This window comes from Methylobacterium sp. B4, from assembly GCF_003201865.1.
Lineage (GTDB): Bacteria > Pseudomonadota > Alphaproteobacteria > Rhizobiales > Beijerinckiaceae > Methylobacterium.
This window is the reverse complement of sequence record NZ_QJJJ01000010.1, coordinates 29,630-43,984: the sequence shown is the minus strand read 5'-3', so window position 1 is coordinate 43,984 and position 14,355 is coordinate 29,630. Positions and strand designations below refer to the sequence as shown.

Annotated in this window: 20 protein-coding genes and 2 tRNA genes; 15 read left to right on the top strand and 7 right to left on the bottom strand. The window is 62.3% G+C overall.

The genetic code is table 11. The features are described 5' to 3' along the window. Positions 1–56 precede the first annotated feature (56 nt). The 7 genes from BY998_RS14095 to BY998_RS14065 all read left to right on the top strand — a co-directional run bounded on the left by BY998_RS14095 (position 57) and on the right by BY998_RS14065 (position 4,267). Positions 57–263, top strand: a complete 207-nt coding sequence (locus BY998_RS14095) for a hypothetical protein (protein ID WP_110352245.1) — start codon at positions 57–59, stop codon at positions 261–263. Between the two features lie 11 nt (positions 264–274). Continuing rightward, positions 275–1,333 carry a hypothetical protein gene (locus tag BY998_RS14090; RefSeq protein ID WP_110352244.1) on the top strand — a complete coding sequence of 353 codons (1,059 nt, stop codon included), beginning with the start codon at positions 275–277 and terminating at the stop codon, positions 1,331–1,333. 114 nt (positions 1,334–1,447) lie between these two features. After that, positions 1,448–1,858 carry a hypothetical protein gene (locus tag BY998_RS14085; protein ID WP_110352243.1) on the top strand — a complete coding sequence of 137 codons (411 nt, stop codon included), beginning with the start codon at positions 1,448–1,450 and terminating at the stop codon, positions 1,856–1,858. 117 nt (positions 1,859–1,975) lie between these two features. Beyond that, positions 1,976–2,566, top strand: coding sequence for a hypothetical protein (locus BY998_RS14080; RefSeq protein WP_110352242.1), 591 nt, complete (start codon positions 1,976–1,978; stop codon positions 2,564–2,566). A 10-nt stretch (positions 2,567–2,576) separates the two neighbouring features. Beyond that, complete coding sequence (locus BY998_RS14075; protein WP_181425526.1) at positions 2,577–3,443, top strand: hypothetical protein; 867 nt, start codon at positions 2,577–2,579, stop codon at positions 3,441–3,443. Further along, entirely contained in the window at positions 3,436–3,840 is a 405-nt protein-coding gene (locus BY998_RS14070; RefSeq protein WP_110352241.1) for a hypothetical protein, read from the top strand. The genes BY998_RS14075 and BY998_RS14070 overlap by 8 nt, the downstream gene beginning before the upstream one ends. A 202-nt stretch (positions 3,841–4,042) precedes the next feature. Continuing rightward, a complete protein-coding gene (locus BY998_RS14065) occupies positions 4,043–4,267 on the top strand; it encodes a GapR family DNA-binding domain-containing protein (RefSeq protein WP_245421596.1) in 225 nt (74 codons plus the stop codon). 64 nt (positions 4,268–4,331) lie between these two features. Here the strand turns inward: BY998_RS14065 and BY998_RS14060 are convergent, their stop codons facing one another. Next, complete coding sequence (locus BY998_RS14060; RefSeq protein WP_110352240.1) at positions 4,332–4,556, bottom strand: hypothetical protein; 225 nt, start codon at positions 4,554–4,556, stop codon at positions 4,332–4,334. Positions 4,557–4,574: 18 nt separating this feature from the next. Beyond that, a complete protein-coding gene (locus tag BY998_RS24415; protein ID WP_181425525.1) occupies positions 4,575–4,751 on the bottom strand; it encodes a hypothetical protein in 177 nt (58 codons plus the stop codon). A gap of 381 nt (positions 4,752–5,132) precedes the next feature. Here BY998_RS24415 and BY998_RS14050 point away from each other — a divergent pair, with 381 nt between their 5' ends. The 3 genes from BY998_RS14050 to BY998_RS14040 all read left to right on the top strand — a co-directional run bounded on the left by BY998_RS14050 (position 5,133) and on the right by BY998_RS14040 (position 7,407). After that, a complete protein-coding gene (locus BY998_RS14050) occupies positions 5,133–5,393 on the top strand; it encodes a hypothetical protein (RefSeq protein ID WP_110352238.1) in 261 nt (86 codons plus the stop codon). Positions 5,394–6,907: 1,514 nt separating this feature from the next. Beyond that, positions 6,908–7,123: a hypothetical protein gene (locus BY998_RS14045; RefSeq protein ID WP_110352237.1), complete on the top strand. Its 216-nt coding sequence runs from the start codon at positions 6,908–6,910 to the stop codon at positions 7,121–7,123. Next, positions 7,120–7,407 (top strand): hypothetical protein, encoded by a 288-nt coding sequence (locus BY998_RS14040; RefSeq protein WP_110352236.1) that lies wholly within the window; start codon positions 7,120–7,122, stop codon positions 7,405–7,407. Before BY998_RS14045 ends, BY998_RS14040 begins: the two co-directional genes overlap by 4 nt. On the opposite strand, the gene BY998_RS14035 is transcribed toward BY998_RS14040, so the two are convergent. The 3 genes from BY998_RS14035 to BY998_RS14025 all read right to left on the bottom strand — a co-directional run bounded on the left by BY998_RS14035 (position 7,385) and on the right by BY998_RS14025 (position 10,232). Continuing rightward, a complete protein-coding gene (locus BY998_RS14035) occupies positions 7,385–8,950 on the bottom strand; it encodes a Fic family protein (protein ID WP_110352353.1) in 1,566 nt (521 codons plus the stop codon). The genes BY998_RS14040 and BY998_RS14035 overlap by 23 nt on opposite strands. Before the next feature lie 713 nt (positions 8,951–9,663). Then, positions 9,664–9,867, bottom strand: coding sequence for a hypothetical protein (locus BY998_RS14030; RefSeq protein WP_110352235.1), 204 nt, complete (start codon positions 9,865–9,867; stop codon positions 9,664–9,666). Between the two features lie 65 nt (positions 9,868–9,932). Then, positions 9,933–10,232: a hypothetical protein gene (locus tag BY998_RS14025; RefSeq protein ID WP_110352234.1), complete on the bottom strand. Its 300-nt coding sequence runs from the start codon at positions 10,230–10,232 to the stop codon at positions 9,933–9,935. Between the two features lie 291 nt (positions 10,233–10,523). Between BY998_RS14025 and BY998_RS14015 the strand changes: the two genes are divergently transcribed. The 5 genes from BY998_RS14015 (at position 10,524) to BY998_RS13990 (ending at position 13,652) form a co-directional block, all read left to right on the top strand. Further along, positions 10,524–10,790 carry a hypothetical protein gene (locus BY998_RS14015; protein ID WP_110352232.1) on the top strand — a complete coding sequence of 89 codons (267 nt, stop codon included), beginning with the start codon at positions 10,524–10,526 and terminating at the stop codon, positions 10,788–10,790. A gap of 12 nt (positions 10,791–10,802) precedes the next feature. Then, positions 10,803–11,303 (top strand): hypothetical protein, encoded by a 501-nt coding sequence (locus BY998_RS14010; RefSeq protein ID WP_110352231.1) that lies wholly within the window; start codon positions 10,803–10,805, stop codon positions 11,301–11,303. A gap of 3 nt (positions 11,304–11,306) precedes the next feature. Further along, on the top strand, positions 11,307–11,579 hold the full coding sequence (locus tag BY998_RS14005) for a hypothetical protein (protein WP_110352230.1): 273 nt from the start codon (positions 11,307–11,309) through the stop codon (positions 11,577–11,579). 158 nt (positions 11,580–11,737) lie between these two features. Further along, a complete protein-coding gene (locus BY998_RS14000) occupies positions 11,738–12,325 on the top strand; it encodes a MerR family transcriptional regulator (RefSeq protein ID WP_181425523.1) in 588 nt (195 codons plus the stop codon). 178 nt (positions 12,326–12,503) lie between these two features. Continuing rightward, positions 12,504–13,652 carry a tyrosine-type recombinase/integrase gene (locus tag BY998_RS13990; protein WP_110352227.1) on the top strand — a complete coding sequence of 383 codons (1,149 nt, stop codon included), beginning with the start codon at positions 12,504–12,506 and terminating at the stop codon, positions 13,650–13,652. Between the two features lie 12 nt (positions 13,653–13,664). On the opposite strand, the gene BY998_RS13985 is transcribed toward BY998_RS13990, so the two are convergent. Together BY998_RS13985 and BY998_RS13980 are read right to left on the bottom strand one after the other, a co-directional pair. After that, positions 13,665–13,741 (bottom strand) — tRNA-Arg (locus BY998_RS13985). A gap of 45 nt (positions 13,742–13,786) precedes the next feature. After that, a tRNA-Pro gene (locus BY998_RS13980) sits at positions 13,787–13,863 on the bottom strand. Between the last annotated feature and the right edge of the window lie 492 nt (positions 13,864–14,355).

Sequence of the window (14,355 nt, the reverse complement as noted above, 5' to 3'; positions counted from 1 at the left end):
GCGCCTCCCCTCAGGCACGTTCTTGGCACGCTGAACCCCACCCGAGGAGCCGTGTCGTGCAGACCGCCGCCCGTTCCATGACCTTCCCCGAGTTCGTCCGCTTCCGGGCGGAGCGGGGTGTGGCCGATGCCATCCTGGAAGCTGCTCGTAAGCGCCGGACCTCGACGTCTGAGTACCTGCGCCACGCTCTCCGCGCCCAGCTCGTCGCAGACGGCGTCAATCTCCCGCCACTCGACGCGCTTTCGCATCGCGAAGCTGCCTGAGGAGAATCCGCATGGCCAAGACCAAGCCCATCACCGTCTACTCCCCCGATTTGGGGACTGAGCTCGCCGGCCTCATCACCACTCGCGACAACCTCCAGGCCCGGCAGACCGCACTCGCGGCCGAGTTGGAGCAGGCTGTTGCCGCCCGGCGCGAGCTGCTGATCCAGGGCAGTGACGCCGCCGCTATCGCCGAGGCCGAGCGCGCCTGCCGCGAGGTCGAGGGCACCGCCGCCGGCATCGCCGATGCCCTGACCGAGGTCGAACGTCGGATCACCGCCATTGAGGCCAAGATCGAGGACGCCCGCATCGCGAACGAGCGCGAGGCTGCTGCGGCCATGCTGGAGCGCGACGGCAAGGCGATCGATGCCGCGGCCGAGCGGGTCCGACAGGCTGTGGCCGCGCTGGCGGGAGCCCAGGCCGCGCTTGCCGGCGCGATCACGCCGACCTCCGCACCGCACTTCTCCCGGCGCGACTTCCATGGGCGGCGCGACAACGAGGCGCCCGAGGACGTTGCAGCCTACCTGACCGGACACCTGATCGCGACGATGCTGCCCGGTCTCGACGTGTCCGAGTCGGGCCGACAGGAGCGGTTCGGCTGGGTCAGCCCGCGGCCCATCGAGGCGACTGATGGTGAGACCCCGGCCAAAACCCTGCTCACCGACCCCATGCGCGATACGGCGGCCCAGATCCGTGCGGGCAACGCCTCGTCTGACCTGCCGCGGTTCCATCGTCCCGAGCCCGACTTCAAGCCCTCGGTGCCGCTACAGCAGGTCTACGTCCTCAAGCCTTTCCGCTACTCACCCGGCGAGAACCGCATGCCGGAGATCGTCACGACCGTCATCTCGACGATCCCTGCGCCGGTAGCTGAGCGCGCCATCGACGATGGCTTCGCGAGTCGGGACGAGCCGCGGAACTTTGAGCTGCTGCGGGAGCAGCGGCGCAGCGGCATGCAGGGGCGGAGCATCTACGAACTGCCCGATCTCGGCTTCGACCTGGGCACCTGGGTCGAGGGAGAGACTGCACGCCGCCGCGCCGCGTGGCTTGCCGAACACCGCCACGAGGCCGCGTGACCCGAGATCGCCGGGCGCATTCTCCCGCCCGGTGAGGCACTCGCGGGCAGCGGGCCGGCGCAAGCCGTGTCCGCGGGTGCCGCCCCCACTATTCCGTCACGATAGGAGACGCCCATGCCGATCCGCACTGCAGACGAATACCGCAGCGCGCTCGCCCGCCTCGAACAGGAGCGGGTCATCATGCGCAGCCGCTGCTTCACCGATGACGAGCAGCGCGACTTCGACAGCCTAACCTCCGACATCGCGGCCTATGAGGCGACCCGGTCGGCCGGCTCCGTCTCGCCGCCGCCGGCAGCACCGCCCCGGCCGTCGTCCCTGCCGGCCGCTTCGTCCCCACCCTCCGCAGGCACCTGCCCGCCCGCACTCCTCGCGGACGACATGCGCGCCCGGCTCTCCGCCAGCATGCAGCGCGAGCTCGCGCGTCAGGGGCTCGTTCCGGCACCGCAGGGCACACCCTCTGCCTCGATGGCCAGCATGGAGCGCGAGATCCGTCGGATGGGCCTGACCCCACGAGGGGCGGCGTGACTGCCGGGGGACCCTGGCACCCCCAAACCTATACGGGTGGTCGGGGCCCCCGAGCTTTCTAGCGCCAGGGTCTGAAAACCCGGCAACAGGCAACAAGGCAACGGCAACAGGCAACACATGCAGACCGAGACGAAGGCCGCCTTTGCTCGACGCCACGGGGTGAACCGATCCACGGTCCAGAAGTGGCAGGACAAGGGCCTCCTCGTCATCGCGCCCGACGGGATGGTCAATGTCGAGGCCACCGAGTGGAACCTCGACCAGCGCCCGGCCAAGTATCGGGGCGGCACGGCTCACCGCCCGGTGCGGACAGCCCCTCAGGACGTGCGGACGATTCCGCAGGAAGCGAGGACATGTCCGCAGGATGATCCGCAGGCCGAGGAAGAGCCGGAGGGCGGCCTCCTCATCGTGCTCGCTACCCTCGTCGGCATAGTCGGGAAGATCAGTGCCGAGGCCGCCATTGCGAGCGGCGCCTCGATGCGCGTGGCCTATGCTCTCGACAGCATCACGACCGTGCACCTCTGGAACGAGGCGGAGCGGATGCTCGGCATCCCGCCCGCCAGCGTCTCGGGCTTCGAGACCATGGTCGACAAGCGGGTGGTCGAGCCCGACTGGAACGGCCTCGCGGCGCAGGCGGCCGAGCCGGTCGACCTCGATGCCTGGGACGCCTTCGCGGCCGCTCACCCGATGTTGCAGCCCCCGACCGCGTGAGGAGAGCCGCATGCAGATCGCTGTGAAGCACAACCTGCAACTCTACGAGCCGGACAACATCGAGAACCCCGGAGATCCGGGCATCATCTTGCCGATCGCTGACGCGCAGGCCGTCATGGGGGAGACCATCGCCGCTTACCTTGCCCGTGTCGCATGGCGGTTTGAGCTTCCAACTGTCCTGACCATCAACGGCGAGTTCTATGGCCGGGCCGAGTGGGAAACGCGGGCTGTGGCCGCGAACGACCACGTGGAGTTCATCAGCCGCCCGCTCGGCGGCGGGCGCGGTGGGTCAGTCGGCAAGAGTATCCTCTCCGTTGTCGCTCTCGTCGCGCTGACTGCGGCGGCAGGACCGGCGGGGCCGCTCGGCGCGGCGCTTGCTACTTCGCTGGGTAGCTTCGGCGGGGCTGTCGCTTCCGCCGCCATCGTCGGCGCTGGCGCTCTGGCGATCAGCCACTTTCTCGCTCCGAAAGCGGGCGGAAAGACCAGCAGCACCGATGCGCTGCACTCGTTCGGCCTGCAGGGCAACGCCGCCCGGCCAATGCAGCCGATCCCGGTGCTGAACGGGCGGCTCAAGTTCGCTCCTGACTACGCCGCCCCGAACTACTCGGATTGCGCCGGCGACACTCTCACCGACCATGGAGATGGCTTTGACGGCCCTTCACGCCTACGTGCGCGAGAGCGCTGTTCACGTGCTCACCGATGGCTGGCTCCGTGGCCCCGAGGGGCAGGTGTTCGGCACCGCGCAGAAGGTGCGCATCCTTGGGCACCTGCCGGCCGTGGTCTCAGGTCGTGGGCCGAGCGAGCTGCCGGAGTACTTCGCCGACCGTGTGCGGTGGCGCTTCGCGTCCTTCGACGACGCCGTTGCGGATATGGCTGAGACCTACACCATCGCCCTGGCGCAGTTCGGCACGGCAAACCCGCAGGCCCGCGTCCGGCCGAACATGATCTTGATGGCAGGATGGTCGGAGGAGCGGGGCCGGCCTGAGTGCTGGGTGATGGACTCGGGCAGCGAGGCCGCCGGCCCGCAGCAGATCATGAACACCTGCGCCCCGTCGTCGCCCGAGCTGATGGGTCGCCTGGGCAGCATGGGCCTGACGGGCGGCATGGCCTCGTTCGATCCCTTGCGCGACGGTCTGCGCATCATGCGGGCACAGCGGGATCTCCGGTTTCCGCACCCGGTCAGCGGCGAGATGCAGCCGGCCGTGGGCGGCTTCTGCCAGCACACTGTCATCACCGCGCAGGGGATCTCCACCCGCGTCGTGGAGCGGTGGTAGGCGGAGCAGGCTGCATGATGCACCGATCGAGCATCCGCATCAGCTCGGTCACTATCGGGCCGAGCCAGCGCCCGCTTCCGAGGCCTTGGCCTTAACGCCTCGCTTACCCTGAGCCGCGAGATTGCACGCGCACAGTGAGCACGAGGAAGGCATGACCGACACCACGGACATGGTAGGCGTCGCAGGTGAGCGGATCCGCTAGATCATCGAACGCGTCGAGCGGATCGAGGAAGAGATCAAGGATCTGATGGAGACCAAGAAGGAGATCTTCGCCGAGGCCAAGGGCGAAGGTCTGGACGTGAAAGTGCTCAAGGAGATCCTGAAGTTGCGCAAGCAGGACAAGGACGAGCGCGACGAACAGGAGAGCCTCTTGGAGGTCTACCTACGCGCCATGGATGCCCCTGCGCCCCTCGCTCAGGCAGCTTAGTGCTTCCAGCGGGTGGCAGCCCTCCTGCTGCTGCCCGCTGAGTGCCGGTACGAGGCATGATCCCTCAAGCCTCGGAGCCCACTGCGACCGGCAAAGCCGAGAGCGCGATCAGAACGCCTAGGCTACCGATCGCGGCCGAGATGGCAGCATCGCTGTTGACGGTCATGTCGCGAGGCCGCAGCAGCCATGCCAGGACGATGGCGAACAGGCCAATGGTCAGCGCCAGCGGGCACCATAGCAGCCGGAGTGTGGTGAGGCCGATAAGAGAAGGTCGGGCAAAGGGCATCATGACGATCCTCCGCCCCTCTCAAGCGACGCAGGTGCGGATCAGATAGGGCCACGATGCCTTGCACGGCTCCACCTTCACCGGATGCATCGCCCGCGGCAGAATGCGGTTGAGCTTGGTGGCCTCGACGGGCGAGGCAAAGACGGTCGTTCCGTAGAGCAGCGTTCCGGCGACGACGATCCTGAGCATATCGAGCATGGCGTAATCCCCCTGCGGCCTTGAGCGACCGTCCTATGGGTGGGGATCTAGAAGCTCGGCTTTTCAGCCGGATTGCGCGAATTGTTGCGTGCGCTCTGCTGTAGCGCATCCCGATCGGCGGCGATCCGGCGAACGGCACCTGTCAGGTCGGTGGCTTCGTGCAGCTTGCGCAGCTGAACCGTGGCCCAGCATGGAGCGAGATCACCCACCGCTGGCCTGACGTCATTGGTAGCCGCCTCGACCCCGCGGCCGGGCCTCGATGGCCGGCGTCTGCCTCTTGTGAGCCTGCCCCATGACTGCGCTTTGTCGGTGGGCAAAGGAGAGCAGTGGCATTGGGTACTAAGCCGTGGCGCGCAGTCGGTCGAAGGGATAGGGTCGCGCATGGCTGATCCCACTGTCGGAGAACTCTTCAAGGCCAACGTCGTCACTCATGACGACTTGAACGCGCTGGTTGATGCCGTGCTCGACGGGCGGATGGGGGATCGGGCGGAACTCGGCGAGGGCTACACGCTCGACTTGGCGGCCGCCCTAAAGGCAAACGCCTTCGCTACTGCGGTTCTACGCGACAAGACGAGCGCGACTAGCGCGAGGCGCAGCGCTGCGCGCACGGCAATCCTACTGGCTCGGGCGCAGAAGGCGTAGGTCGCAACAAGTCACTTCTTCAGGAGGTGCCGTCGCACCGCATGTTGTTTCGAGCGCTAAGTGCTTGCGGGACGGAGCTTGCTTAAACGACGTTTCATCAGCTTGACGATCGGCAAGGTTGCACGAAGGCTTGCCTGGGTTCGAACTGCACCCGTCGGATCAACGATACGGATGTTGCGGTAGCCGAGCTCGGACCAACGATCCGCGAGGCATAGAGCGCTGGCTGCGTCACCGCGACCCGCCCGCTTTGGCCCACTGGCTGCATCGGCAATGACCTCAAAGCGTACCGCTACGTAAGGCACAGGTAAGCTCACGGCGTCGTGATTCGAGCCTTAGATATATCGTATGTTTGTATGGGATCATACAGAAGACGTCACTTGCGGTTGGTCGCTCCCGATCATGGAGGACAGCAATCTTGCTTGGCTGACGGATGAGGACGGCGCCATGGTTTGGTCCCTGCCGGCGGCGCTGCCAGCGATCGTTTGGATGGAAACGCTGGGCCCCAAGCGCCAACACCTGCCCTAGCTATGCACCCAGTTGATCCGATCTCAGGGACGTTAATGGGGAGGAGCGGTTGGGGCTTAGAACGAAGCTGGTCATGGCAATCATCGGCATTGTCGCGGTGGTCCTCCTGATGCGAGTGCTCTCACCGGGTCAGAGATGGCCTGACGGGCAGGTGGCCGTTTCTACGATAGCCGGCACCGCCTGCATGCCTCGCAATGGCTAATCCGATTTCCGACTTTCGGACTGCCCGGATGCGAGGACTGCTCGGCTTCGCCCGCGGCTGCGGAAGATCTACGAGACTGTCTGTCGGGAAGCCGCGGCGGCCGGCGTCGGCGATGACAAGCGCATGGCCGAGGTGCGGAAGCGCATGGTCGTGGCAGCGCGCAACTCAACACTATCGGCCCCGTTTATCGCAGCGGCAGCACAACAGGCGGTCAGGTGCGCATCAGCGCCTTGAAAATAGGTTGAGTTGTTTTTGAAACTCGGCGATCCTCTTAGATGCTCGTTGTCGTTTTGGAAAATAAATTTCATGGCAATATAACAGTATCAACTTAATCCTGAATGTAAAGAGGCAAGCATGGCAAGCGCTCATGGGTATCTCGACAAGTTCACAGTTATGGGTCAAGCTGTGTATGCAGAAGGTTGGGGCAACAACCTTGATCCAAAAATATTTTATGAGGGCAATGAGCTACCGTCTCTCGTATATAGATACGACAGGCCCGAAATAGCATCCATGATGAAAAGCGATCAAAATGGATGGGGATTCAAATTATTGGCAATGCTTCCATCTGGCGATATCAATCGAGAGAAATTCCGTCTGCAGTTTAGCCCAGAACTAAGTATGGATAATCCTGCATCTCGTTTTGCGGCACCTGGCGACATTCAATTCGAAGCAATGGTCAATCGCTTCCGCGAGGAAGTGGCTGGCAACCCAGGTCATATGCTGGAGATTGGGAGTCGAGCGCGCAGTGGGCGTAGCTACCGACACTGGTTTACGGCCGAGACTGACGGTGTGCGCCGTCGCCGCCTGCCGCCTACACCGCGAGACCGACGATGCTGAGGGCGCGGCCAGCATTCACTACGTCGGCGGGTTCTTACAACTGACGACACTGTACCGCGAGGCGGCCTTCACGCGCATCGTCCACCGCTGGCCCGATCCGCTTGGCGAGCCCATCGACCCGAAGCGCGGCGACCTGCTGCCAGCTTGGATCGAGGAGAACCCATGAGCGTCGAGACCCTTCGCCAGCAGGGCGCCGACGCCTGCCGCGCCTACTTCGCCGAGCTGGGCGACGACTTCACCGAACTGACCGCCGCTGGACGCGGCGATATGGTGATGATGGCGCTCACCGCTCGCGCCATCACGTCGGCGTCCGAGGCTGTCGGCATTCATGACGCGGCGAACATGCAGACTTTCGCGGAAGGCTTCGTGAAGCAGGCGAACGCCGAGATCCAGGTGCTGCGAGGTAAGCTGCTAATCACGCCGACCCTCAATCGATGCCGTACCCTGTAAATAATTCTCTATAAAGCTCTTCTATGTCATCTATTTCATTCATATTAAGTTTCCTAAATTCATTTTCCCTCGCTCTTTTGCTGAGCCTTCCATGCCCACTTCGCAAAAATCGGAGGAGAAGATCAATGGTCCTTTCTCCCATGTCGACAATTTCTGTGACCTCACGATGAAATCTGTCCCTATTTTCCAAAAACATAAGCTCTTCTGGAAGATTTTTCTCGACTGAACGTTGTATGCAACCAAACAAATATTCAGCACACAACGTTGCGTCAAAATATCTATAATAATCACCACTTTCCGAAAGAATTTCGACGTTGCCTTTGTCTGTCGGTTTCCATTCAATGAATTCCAGTAGCGGACGAGTAGTGCTCTCAAGGACGTCCTTGTAACGGGCAATGTCGTCATAAATTACGCTTGAGATAGGAAAGACGATCTCTCTTGGTGTGTAATTAAATTCCGCAAGCACATGATGCATTAGAAATCTATGAATTCTGCCGTTACCATCCTCGAAAGGATGTATAAATACAAATCCGAACGCAATGCAGGCTGCGGTCAGTACTGGGTGAAACTGCAATCTTCTTGCATAGGTATCAAACACCTCTAAGCCGGATAGCAGATCCACTAAGTCTTCCGCCCGTGCACTCAGGTGCTCTGGCTCGGGCTGTCCGAACGAGTCATGCTTTCCGACGAACCCTCCCTCATCTCTCAATCCAATATGTACAAAGCGATCATCGCCGATGAGTTCTTTTTGCAGGCTGACAAGTCTGTTAACCGTTAGTTCTATCTGGCCCGCCTTGCTAATGACAGCGCCCCATCGAGCGACACGATCTTTTGGCGGGTTTTCACCTTCAATAGCGAATGAGGCTTTCGAGTCTGCTAGGAGTAGAAAGGCCGCCGCTCGCGCTATCAGATCTTTGGGCGCGCTCTCGACAATCCGCTTTGCCTTTGTTGACAGCTCAAGGGATATAAATTTCTCTATCTTTTTTGTTTTGAAAACCATCGGACAGAATTCTGGCGTTCCGGGAAGATTGTCGCGAACCCGAAATCTTTTTATTTGTATGGATTTATTGGTTGCATACTGCTGCGATGTATCAATCGCATCAATATAGCCGCCCGCAGTCACGTCAGGAATTTTCAGCTTTTCATCCAATAGAAATTCATAAAAGAAGCAAAGCCTTCTTAAGTAGGTGCTGGTTCTTTTTGCAAGAGCCGCGTCCTCTAGTTCTTTCTTATCAAAATTTGTGAAGATAAATTTCAACGCTAAGAGCTGTACGCCTTCATATTTCAGGGCAAATATAAGATTGTCAATTGTGCCTGTCCCCGGGTACATTGCATTCGGATAAATGGCCCAGCCATCCTCCTTGCGGCGCGTGTTTTTGGTGGAGACAGCAGCCATTTCATGATGCAAAGGCACACGTAGATCAAATTTTTCGATGAGGGCTGCGTAACCTGCGAGTCGAGCTGCAACAGGCAGATAGCGTCCTCGAAACTCGATCACCGGCTCGGGGGCGGCGGTGTGGAAGGAGTCCGGGGCCTCGGGCATGGACGTTAAAAACCTTCACGGCTCATCGATTTTCGTCACAGATCGAGCTGTGTCGATTTTTTTCGTAACATGCTCTTTTGGATCAAAAAAGTGCGTCGCGGTAGGGAAACCGCACGCTGAGGGGGATTTCTAACGGAAATGGCTGTGGCGGCGTGAGGCCTGTGGATGCATGTCCGTGCTGGCCCGATATTCTCTCACTTTGCTGATGCGCGCCGCGCAGTCGGTTTGAGTTACCGACGGAGGTAACCGAAGCGGGTAGCGGGAGGGCGCCCTGGCGAGGGGGGCTATCTGTTGCTGCCGTTCCTGCGTGGAGCAGCTCAACGGTCGGCGGCCTATGGGTCTGTCGCCGCCTATCTAAGCGTTCGATGCCAGTCCGCCGGCCAGATACCCAAGCTCTTCAGGGCGGCATCACTGCTCCGGCAGCCCATCCTGTGTGAGCAGTGGAATAATCGATTTGCGTGCAGCACCAGATGCTGTCTTGAATTGTCGTCTGTGCCCCCCGGCCGCCTCGACAGTCGCCGGCACCCTGATAGCCTGCCCGTCCACGGTCCCTCGTCGACGGTGGAGACGGGGTGACGCAATGAGGCTGGTCAGCGAGCAGTCGGAAGCCGAGATCGCCCTGCGTCAGGCGTCGAGCGAACTCACCACTCACCTGAGGGCGCTCACCGCGAACCTGATGCGGATCTCACGCGGTGCCGGGGCTCCTCATCACCTCAGATACCGGCCGGGATATGAGGCTGCCCGGCATCGACCAGGGCTCGATCGACAGCTTCGATGGCGAGCAGGATGCGCGTGAAATCCTCAGCCATCGAAACCGGGGCCAGCTCGATTGCAGCCATCCGCTTCGCAATCGCGTTTCGCTGTCGTACGAGCGCGAGACGCGCGGCATTAAGATCGTCCAGCTCGGTCGTGGACATATTAGCTTCGTTCCTTTTCCAGCCGCGGGCGGGGAGGTTCACTCTGTTCCCCAGAGCCGCCCCCGCTAGCTGCGTCGGAAGCTGCTAAAGAACCGCGTGAGGCCGGCGAGGGCTCGGTCGCTTTCAGGCTGCGGGTCTGTGACCCTGGGCTTACCGGCGTCATTCAATATCTGTTCTACGAGGGGCGGCCACGGTACGCCCCGCTCCTGCAACAAATGAGCAGCGTCGACAAAAGCAGTGAATTGCTCCTGCGGTATCGGCCTATCCATGATCTGCGCTTCGAGGATGCGATCCGCCATCAAGGTCGCCAGCCGCGCGACTTCGCCGAGTTTTTCGGATTGTTCCTCGGCGCTGGCGTCGGTCATTTTAGATAGCCCTTCGCCTTCAAGTGCTCTGAGACAGCCTCGCGGATTGCCTCAGGTCGGCTCGGTTTTGGTTCAGGGTGATCCGCAATCCAGGCGTCGAGGGGCGCAAGCTGCTCAGGCTGCATCCGGACAACGACCGGCGTACCCGCGGCTGGTGCTCTCGGCTTACGGATCTTCGTGATATCACGAGTTGACGCGTTCATAGCGCTGATGATATCACGAAGAACGGCCCGACGGGAAGGTGGAAGCTCCCGCGCCGGGCCTAACCACGCACGTTGAGGCACAACGATCATGGCTACCCGTCATTCTACAGCACCGGCACGCGCCGGTGAACGGCTTCGCTCGCCTTCATCACTCTATGCGCGGCAATCTCCGCACCTCGAGATTGATGAGGCTGCGCCCGGCTCCATCGAGCCCTGGCAGGCCGTCGCACCCGTCCGGCCGGACACGGCACATGTCCGTGCCCTCCGCTTCCTCGACCTCGGTGGCGAGCTGATCTCCGCCCTCGCCATCATCGCCGGGGGCGTCCTCGCCTACGGCTTCGTCCAGATCGGGTGAGGGAGACGGATCATGGGCCAAAGATCCACCACCTCACGGGCAGCTCAGGCACCAAGCCTCGGCGACCGGGCCGCAGCCGCACGCGAGAGCGCTGCTCGGCATCTGCACAGCAAGACCGGGCCATCCCAGTTCGCGGATCCGCAAGCCTATACCGACGGCTTCGACTTCTCGCCGTTCACCACCGCCGACATGGCGTTCATCTACAAGATCGCCAGGGACACCGCGAACCTCTGGCGGCACGTCACGAACATGCCTCGATGCAACGAGCCAAGCGAGTTGGCGGGGATCCCGCGCTCGACCGCACTCGGCCTATTCGCGGATTTCGAATGCGAGCGGCTCGGCTTCTTAAGCGATCGGTGCGTGCAAGAACTCTCCCGGCGCCAACCGGCCGATGACGAGGAGCGCGATCACATCCTCTGCACTCAGATCCTCCACGAGATCGAGTGCAACGGCCGCATCGATCGTCGGGATGCGCCCACCCTCCTCATCGAAGCGCTGAAGGCCTGGGGGTGAGCCATGACGAACCTTGTTCGCTTCCCCGGCGGCCGCCGCATCCCGGCCGCCACCATCCCGCGAGCTGAGTTCGAGCGACTGGCCGAGCTCGCCCTTGATGTCGTCGACCAGATCGTTGCGCTGCTCAACGAGGCGGATGGAGATCCGGAGCTAGAAGAAAGCGGCGACGCAGAGCCATCTCTTGGCGCACCTGAGGGGCATCCATCGCAGATCGCATGGCTGCGCGGCGGTGACCGAGATTTCGAGATCAATCGGTGTCCGGTCGATGCTTCCTGAGCCTGATCGGCTTCCGCGATCTCTCGCGGAGAGCTCCCGGCGATAGCTCTCCGCGTCTACAAACCAGAAAACCTTTGTGGTCTTTTGCTGCTTGACGGACGCTGTGGCGCCTTGTAGTCCTTGAAGGGCCACAGAGGTCCTTTGGTGGGAGAATATCGGTGAAAGCTTCGCTGATCGAGAGCTGGAGCATTGGGCGGAGCGAAGCGGCCGAAATCGTTGGCCTGAGCGCCATCCAGATCGGCAACTACCTGAAGCGCTATAACCTCTTTCCGGAACGCCCACGAGGGAAAGGGCACCATGCCAGCTTCAAGCTGCGCGACCTGCTGAAGCTCGCAGCCGTCAAGGCGCTTATCGGAAGCGGCCTGAGTCCTGAAGAGGCCACAAGTGCATTCCGAGGTGACCGGGGGCCGTACAGCGCGATGCTTACGGACGGGTACGGCCCGGATCGCGAGCCTCTTTTCACCTATCCGGGCACGATGTTCTTCACCCGGAACAGTGACGGCCATTGGGTGGCCGCCGATGGGCCTGACAGGATTGTCTGCATCCAGATCCGGTGCTGGCCTCTCTTCGACAGCGTGTGGCCCAAGGTTCGGGCTCGCATCCTCTACGAGGGCACCTTCGACCCGGCGCCCTATCCGGGCGATGTCGAGGCAGAAGTTCTTGCCTTCGAGGAGCGCATTGCCGCGCTGCGTGCCGAGCGCTGGGGGGAAACCTCCGAGATCAACTCCAGCAGGGAGCAGGCGTGATCCGCAATGCCCCGCCAGCCCAAGCTTTCACAAGCCGCCATTGCCCGCGCCGTGAAGGGTGCGCAAGCAGCCGGTCTCAAGGTCGGCCGAGTCGAAATTGAAGGCGACCGGATCGTGATCCATTCCGGTGAGGAGCCTGCGGGGGCCATGACAAAGTTGGAGGCCTGGAGGGCGAGCCGTGGTTCGCGCTGAGTACCCAGGCGTCTTCGCGACCTACAAGACGCTGAAGGGCGGCACTCGGAAGGCCTATTGGTATCACCGCGCCACCGGAGTCCGCCTAGAAGGCGAGCCGGGCGAGCGCGCTTTCATCCTGAGCTATGCCGAGGCCGAGCGGACGTTGAAGGCCCGACACTCCGGCGACACCTTCAACGGCCTCGCCCGCGAGTTCACTGCTTCCCCGGAGTTCGAGAAGCTCTCGGCCAGCACCCAGCGCGAGTACAAGCGCATGCTGGCCAAGGCTGAGCCGGTCTTCGGCGATCTGCCGCGCGAAGCGCTGAACGAGCCGGCCGTGCGCCGCGACTTCCTCGACTGGCGCGCCAAGGTGGCTCGCACCTCAGGTGAACGCGAGGCGGACAATCGCCTGTCCGTCATCTCGGCTATGCTGACCTGGGGGCAGGAGAACGGGCGGATCGAGGCGAACCACATTCGCGGGTTCAAGCGGCTGTACCACGCCGACCGAGCCGAGATCGTCTGGCTGCCCGAGCATATCGACGCCTTCATGCGCGTGGCGCCGATTGAGCTGCAGCGCGCGCTGATCATCGCTCTCCACACCGGGCAGCGCCAGGCTGACATCCTACGCCTGCCCTGGTCGGCCTACGATGGCAGTGCAATCACGCTCAGACAGGGCAAGAGCGCCCGCAACGGCCGAGTGGCACCGCTTGTCACGATCCCCTGCACGCAGGCGCTCCGGCGCATGCTGGACGGCATGGAGCGCCGATCGCCGCTGATCCTGACAACGAAGACCGGCCGCGCGCTGCAGAAGCGGTATTTCGCTCGGCTCTGGGAGGAAGCTGCCACCGAGGCCGGCGTCGGGAGCATCACCCTACCCGGGATCGCAGAGCCAGTCGCTCTGCACTTCCACGACCTGCGTGGAACGGCTGTGACGATGCTGTCGGAGGCCGGCTGCAGCCCGCAACAGATCGCGACCATCACAGGCCACTCGCTCAAGACGGTGACCGTGATTTTGGACCGCTACCTCGCTCGCACGAGAGCGCTGGCGGACCAAGCAATCTTCAATTGGGAGAACTCACCGCGAACGGAATTTGCAAACCGTCTGCAAACCGCGACCCCGACGCCGAAGGCATCAAAGGGAAAAACTCATGTCTAACAACAGAGTAGATGGCGCGCCCGAAAGGATTCGAACCTCTGACCCCCAGATTCGTAGTCTGGTGCTCTATCCAGCTGAGCTACGGGCGCCCTTTTTTCGTCTCGACGCCTTCGGGAGGCGTTTCTCTTCTTGCTTGGTCGGAGTGGCAGGATTTGAACCTGCGACCCCCACGTCCCGAACGTGGTGCGCTACCAGACTGCGCTACACTCCGATGCCGCCCCCGAAGGGCCAGCGAGCGGGCTTATAGCCGGCACTCTTGGCAGTCGCAAGCGGGTCGGCGGGTCCAACGGCGCTTCTTTTGCTGCGAGGAGGCTTTCCACCCCCTCGGGAGGCGTCGGAAGGCGGCCTAAATAACTGAGAAATAGCGATTTTAAAAAAACCAGCCGCCGCCGCGTCCCTCTCCGTTTCGCGGGATCCGAAGGGAGCCGGGACACCGTGGGCGACACCTGTCCCTTCAGGCAGCGGCCGGTTGGGCTGCTTCTCTGACTGATAGCCGGGTCGGAGATACGGCGCTTCTGCCCGTGCAGAAGGCTGCCTTCGGCGCGAGACGTTTATTCCACCTGCCGAAACGATTTTTCCGGTCGGAGCCCGGAGCGCCCGCTACGGTTATAGTCAGATGTGTTAGAGGGCTCGTAGGGTTGTGTGCCGCCTCCCATCGAGAGGTGCGCGTGCAGTCACGTAACGACCGGGCGGACTGGATGAA